Raw genomic sequence first — 6592 nt, forward strand, 5'->3', positions numbered from 1 at the left:
GTATCATTTGCATATATGGTGCCAATTCCTATTTTAGATGTTTTATCTAAAAAAAGATGAGAGAGATTGCCTACTACTTAATAAGTGTAGCTCTCTTTCGTCAAAAGTAATTTTGGGAAAGGGAGCTTTTATTTCTTTATAGGATATTATAAAATTTCGAATCTGTGGATAACTTTGATAACTATTAAAATATATAGATTTTTTAGTTGATAATTGAAGGTTGAGAATTGAGGGTTGAAAACTTTAATGAGTGAAAAATTACAAGTGGCAAGTTGCAAGAGTTTAAGAAATTGACAATTGACGATTGAAAATTGACAATTCAAGGATAAATCTTCTAAGGAAGATTTTAAATTTAAAATATAAGCTTGGAAGAAAATCTGTGATTTTCAACCATAACTTTCAACTTTCCACGTTCAACCTTCAACTTTATATTTAGGAAGTCTGTGACTTCCAACAATAATCGTCAATTATCAATTGTCAATTTAAAAAGGGCGTAGCCTTTTTTATAATGAAATTTCATATTAAAAAGAACCATATTAAAAAATTTTAAGGAGAGGATTAAAATGAGTGAAAGAAAATTAAAATTCGATACATTACAAGTACATGCAGGACAAGAACCAGATCCTCATACTGGATCAAGAGCTGTTCCAATATATCAAACTGCATCATATGTTTTTAATAGCGTTGAGCATGGGGCAAACTTATTTGCTTTAAAGGAAGAAGGAAACATTTATACAAGAATTATGAATCCTACTACAGATGTTTTTGAAAAGAGAATAGCAGCCCTTGAAGGTGGTGTTGGAGCCCTTGCAGTTGCATCTGGTGCAGCAGCAATCACCAGTTCAATAATTAATATAGCTGGTGCAGGAGATGAAATTGTTGCAGCGAGTACCCTTTATGGAGGAACTTATACTCTTTTTTCTACTACCCTACCTAAACTAGGGATTAAAACAGTTTTTGTAGATCCTGATGAACCAGAAAACTTTAAAAAGGCAATAAATGATAAAACGAAAATCATATATATTGAGAGTATAGGAAATCCAGGAATAAACTTAATTGATATTGAAGCTGTAGCTAAAATTGCTCATGAAAATGGCATACCATTAATTGTGGACAATACTTTTGGCACACCATATCTAATAAAACCTATAGAATTTGGGGCAGATATCGTAGTTCATTCTGCTACAAAATTTATCGGCGGACATGGGACTTCAATAGGAGGAGTAGTAATAGATTCAGGTAAATTTGATTGGGAGAAAAGTGGAAGATTTCCAGAGCTTACAGAACCAGATTTAAGCTATCACGGACTTAGATATGCTATTGATTTAAAAGAGTTAGCTTATATTACAAAATTAAGAGTTCAGGTTTTAAGAGATACTGGATCTGCTATTAGCCCATTTAATTCATTTCTCTTTATTCAAGGTCTAGAGACTCTTTCATTGAGAGTGGAAAAACATGTATCAAACACAAAAAAGATTGTAAGGTTTTTAGAAGATCATCCTCTTGTGGCTTGGGTGAATTATCCTAGCTTAGAAAATAACAAGTACCATAAACTTGCAGAAAAATATTTTCCTAAGGGTGCTGGGTCAATATTTACCTTTGGTGTAAAAGGCGGTATGGAGGAAGGGAAAAGATTTATCGAAAGTCTTGAAATATTTTCCCATCTAGCTAATGTTGCAGATGCTAAATCTTTAGTTATACATCCTGCTAGTACAACTCATAGTCAATTAAATGAAGAAGAACAGAAGGCAGCAGGGGTTACCCTTGATATGATAAGAATTTCTATAGGAATTGAGGATGTTGATGATCTAATTTATGATCTTGATCAAGGACTTAAACATGCAGTAAAGGAGAGTTAAAATGCGTATTAGTAATTTATTTAAAGAAAAAGAATTAGTATTTTCCTTTGAAATTTTTCCACCTAAAGTTACATCACCAATAGAAACTATTTATGATACTTTAGAGGGGTTAAAGGACTTAAAACCAGATTATATTAGTGTCACTTATGGTGCTGCAGGAAGCAGCCCAGGTAATAAAATATGTGAATTATCATCTTTAATAAAAAATAAATATGATATAGAACCTTTAGCTCATTTAACTTGTATAAATTCTAATAAAGATTTTATTAAAAATATTTTAGATGAACTAAAAGAGAACAATGTAGAAAACATATTAGCATTGAGGGGAGATGTTTTAGGAGAAACTAAAATTTCAAAAGATTTTAACAATGCTTGCAAGCTTATTGAGTATATAAAGAAAAATAAAGGCTTTGGTATATCGGCAGCCTGTTATCCAGAAGGGCATATAGAAAGTAAAAACTTAAAGGAAGATATTGAAGTTTTAAAGGTGAAAGTAGAGTCAGGAGCAGAACATTTAATTTCCCAATTGTTTTTTGATAATAATTGCTTTTATAATTTTTTAGATAAAGTGGAGCAAAAAGGTTTAAATGTACCAATTCAGGCAGGGATAATGCCTGTTACTAATAAGAAGCAAATAGAAAGAATAGTTTCCCTTTGCGGGTCTAATGTTCCATTAAAGTTTATAAAGATAATGGAAAAATACGAGCATGACAAAGAAGCTTTAAGAGATGCAGGTATAGCTTATGCAATGGATCAAATAGTAGATTTGATTTCTACAGGAGTTAGAGGAATTCACCTTTACACCATGAACAATCCTTATATAGCAAGAAAGATAAATGAAAATATAAGTTCAGTAATAAACTCTATAAACAGAAAACAAGTGAGCTAATAGTCTATTTTCTTTCATGCGCCTAGGCTAGTTGAGAACTTTAATGAATGATAAGTTATGAGTTACAAGTTGCAAGAGTTTAAGAAATTGAGAATTGACGATTGAAAACTTTAATGAGTTACAAGTGACAAGAACTTTCAACTCTCCACTCTCAACCTTCAACTTTATATTCTAGGAAGTCTTTGACTTCCAACAATAATCGTCAATTGTCAATTATCAATTGTCAATTAAAAGGGGGGATTACTTTGGAAAGAGTAGAAAGCTTTCAATTCATTGAACAATTAGGTATAGATAAAAATGAAGTTTTAAGATATTTAGGATATAGGAAACAAGCTTTAGATAAAAATATTGAAAAGTTAATTGATGAATGCATAAATGAAATAAAAGTTTTAGTAAAAGCAAAATGTGTGTATAAGGTTTTTAAAATAAATAGGGATAATATGAAAATATCACTAGATAATTGTAATACAGTTTTAGAAAGCAAGGACATTTACAGGCATTTAGATAAGGCTGATACATGTATTTTAATGGCTGCAACTTTAGGACACGCTGTAGATATAAGAATAAGATATTATGAAAAATTGGATATGACCAAAGCATTAATACTAGACGCTTGTGCTAATACTGCCATAGAGGAAGTGTGTGATAAGCTTTGTGTTGAAATAGAGGAAAGCATAAAAGAGAAGGATAAAGTATTAACCTCTAGGTATAGTCCTGGATATGGAGATTTATCTTTACATATACAGTCCGATTTTATATCAATAATTGATACTTACAGAACCATAGGACTTACAATATCATCACATAATATTTTAACACCAAGAAAATCTGTTACAGCAATAGTTGGAGTGGTTGATAAAAAGTATAAGAGGGAAAATAAAAAGTGCGGAGGATGTAATAATTATTTAAACTGTAATTTTAGAAGGGATGGTGGAAATTGTGGAACTTAAGGGTTATTTAGAAAACAATTTTTTAATATTTGATGGGGCTATGGGAACTATTCTTCAAAGTCTTGGATTAAAAGTTGGTGAGTTACCGGAGAGTGTAAATATTAAAGAGCCTGAAAAGGTAATTGAAGTTCATAAAAGATATATTAATGCAGGTGCCAAAGTTATTACAACTAATACTTTTGGAGCTAATGAATTAAAACTAAAGGATACTGGCTTTGAAGTGGAAGAAATAATTAGTAGTGCCGTAAGTAATGCTAGAGAGGCTATTAAAAATGAAGATGTGTTTATAGCTTTAGATATAGGACCTATTGGACGTTTATTAGAGCCTATGGGAGACTTGAAGTTTGATAGGGCTTATGAAATATTTAAAAGACAAATTGTTCAAGGAGTTAATAATGGAGTTGACTTGATATTAATAGAAACTATGACAGATTTATATGAAGCCAAAGCAGCCATATTAGCGGCAAAGGAAAATTCTAATTTACCAGTATTTTGTACTATGAGCTTTCAAGAGGATGGGAGAACATTTACAGGGTGTACAGCCCTTACAATGACAACTGTATTACAAGGATTAGGGGTAGATGCCTTAGGAGTTAATTGTTCCTTAGGACCTAAAGAAATGGAACCTATAATAAGTGAAATATTAAAAGTATCAAAGATTCCAGTTATGGTACAAGCAAATGCGGGAATTCCAAGGATTTGTAATAAAGATACAATCTATGATATTTCACCAAAGGAATTTGCTTCTTATAGTCGTAGGTTTCTAGAAAATGGGGTTAAGATAATTGGTGGGTGTTGTGGCACTAATGATGAATATATAAAAAGTATAACAAAAGAGTTAAATCATATAAAGATACAGAAAAGGGAAACCCAGTGTCTAAGTACAGTATGTACTCCAACTAAAGCAGTAACTATTGAAGCAATAAGAGTTATAGGGGAAAGAATTAACCCAACGGGTAAAAAATTATTTAAAGAAGCACTAAGAGAAAATAATATAGATTATATTTTAAAAGAAGCAATATCACAAGTAGAAGCAGGAGCAGATATTTTAGATATTAATGTAGGATTACCAGAAATAGATGAAGAAAAAACTATGGTGAAGGTCATTAAGGAAATTCAATCTATATTAGATGTTCCCCTTCAAATAGATTCTAATGATCCAAAAGTTATAGAAAGTGCATTAAGAGTTTACAATGGCAAGGCTATCGTAAATTCAGTTAATGGTGAAGATAAAGTGCTTAAAGAGATCTTACCTATAGTAAAAAAATACGGAGCAGCAGTGATTGGATTAACCTTAGATAACAAAGGTATACCTAGTGGTGCAAAAGAAAGATTTAAAATAGCTGAGAAGATAGTGAATATGGCACAGGGTTATGGAATAGGGAAGGAAGATATTTATATTGATTGCTTAACATTAACAGCAGCAGCTCAACAAAAAGATGTAGAAGAAACTTTGAAGGTTCTTACCTTGGTAAAGGAAAAGTTAAATGTAAGAACTGTACTAGGAGTTTCAAATGTATCTTTTGGATTGCCTAATAGAAAGCTTTTAAATAGAACCTTTTTAGCAGCAAGTCTTATGGCAGGTCTTTCATTGCCTATAATAGATCCTATGGATAAGGACATGATGGGTACTGTAAGAGCTTCTAAGGTTTTTCGAAATGAGGATACTAGTGCTGTAGAATATATTGAATGTTATAAAGATCTTACTAATGATAAAAAGCAGTTAAATAAAGACAATGCTAGCGATGATTTATTTAATATAATATTAAAAGGGCTTAAAGGAAATGCAAAAGATGCAACAATAGCTCTTCTTAATAATAAAGAGCCGCTTGAAGTTGTTAATGAATATATAGTACCAGCTTTAGATTTAATGGGGAAAAAATATGAGGGAGGAGAAATATTCCTTCCACAACTAATACAATCAGCGGAGACAGTAAAAAAATCCTTTGAGGTTATAAAGAAAAAGGTGAAAGAAAACTCAGATTTACCAATATGTAATGGAAAAATAATTTTAGCTACGGTAAAGGGAGATATTCATGATATTGGTAAAAACATTGTAAAAGTTCTTCTTGAAAGCTATGGTTTTGAAGTTATGGATCTAGGAAAAAATGTAAGTAAAGAGGTAATAATAGGGGAAGCTATTAAAAATAATATTAAACTAATAGGACTTAGTGCATTGATGACAACTACAGTAAAAAGCATGGAGGATACTATAAAAGATTTAAAAAGATTTAATCCTAATTGTAAGGTTATGGTAGGGGGAGCTGTGCTAAATAAAGAGTATGCAGATATGATTTATGCGGATTATTATGCTAAAGATGCAAATGAATCAGTAGAAATTGCAAAAGAAATTTTCAATGAGTACAATTAGGGTTTTATGAATTGAAAATTGGTGCAGTCACTTTTGTCCTTTATAGGATATTATAAAATTTCAAACCTGTGGATAACTTTGATAACTATTAAAATATATAGATTTTTTAGTTGAAAACTTTAATGAGTGATAAGTTAAAAGTGACAAGTTGCAAGAGTTTAAGAAATTGACAAGTGACGATTGAAAATTGACAATTCAAGGATAAATCTTCTAAGGAAGATTTTAAAATTTAAAAAATATAATTTAGAGAAAATCTGTGATTTTCAACCTGAACTTTCAACTTTCCGCTCTCAACCTTCAACTTTATATTTAGGAAGTCCATGACTTCCAACAATAATCGTCAATTGTCAATTCTCAATTGTCAATTAAAAAAGGGCGTAGCCTTTTGTTCTATTACATGGCATCTTTCTACTTGTTATTTTATTTCATGTGCTTTATTAGAAGACTTCCGTAATTATTTTGAAGGGGGGATAAAATATGTCAATATATTTAAAAAAGCCTTTGGAAGGCTTAAATCTTTTAG

The 6592-nt window shown here is 30.9% G+C and carries 4 protein-coding genes; all 4 read left to right on the plus strand.

From position 1 onward, the window contains the following. The first annotated feature begins 563 nt into the window (after positions 1 to 563). Positions 564 to 1859, plus strand: coding sequence for an O-acetylhomoserine aminocarboxypropyltransferase/cysteine synthase family protein (locus tag BM119_RS19090; RefSeq protein ID WP_090043293.1), 1296 nt, complete (start codon positions 564 to 566; stop codon positions 1857 to 1859). 1 nt (position 1860) lies between these two features. Continuing rightward, positions 1861 to 2748: a methylenetetrahydrofolate reductase [NAD(P)H] gene (gene metF, locus BM119_RS19095; RefSeq protein ID WP_090043294.1), complete on the plus strand. Its 888-nt coding sequence runs from the start codon at positions 1861 to 1863 to the stop codon at positions 2746 to 2748. A gap of 245 nt (positions 2749 to 2993) precedes the next feature. Continuing rightward, positions 2994 to 3698, plus strand: a complete 705-nt coding sequence (locus tag BM119_RS19100; protein WP_242948479.1) for a methionine synthase — start codon at positions 2994 to 2996, stop codon at positions 3696 to 3698. After that, positions 3688 to 6069, plus strand: a complete 2382-nt coding sequence (locus BM119_RS19105; RefSeq protein ID WP_090043295.1) for a homocysteine S-methyltransferase family protein — start codon at positions 3688 to 3690, stop codon at positions 6067 to 6069. Before BM119_RS19100 ends, BM119_RS19105 begins: the two co-directional genes overlap by 11 nt. The last annotated feature ends 523 nt before the right edge of the window (positions 6070 to 6592 follow it).

This window comes from Clostridium frigidicarnis (genome assembly GCF_900111985.1).
In the GTDB taxonomy this organism is placed as follows: Bacteria; Bacillota; Clostridia; order Clostridiales; family Clostridiaceae; genus Clostridium_Z; species Clostridium_Z frigidicarnis.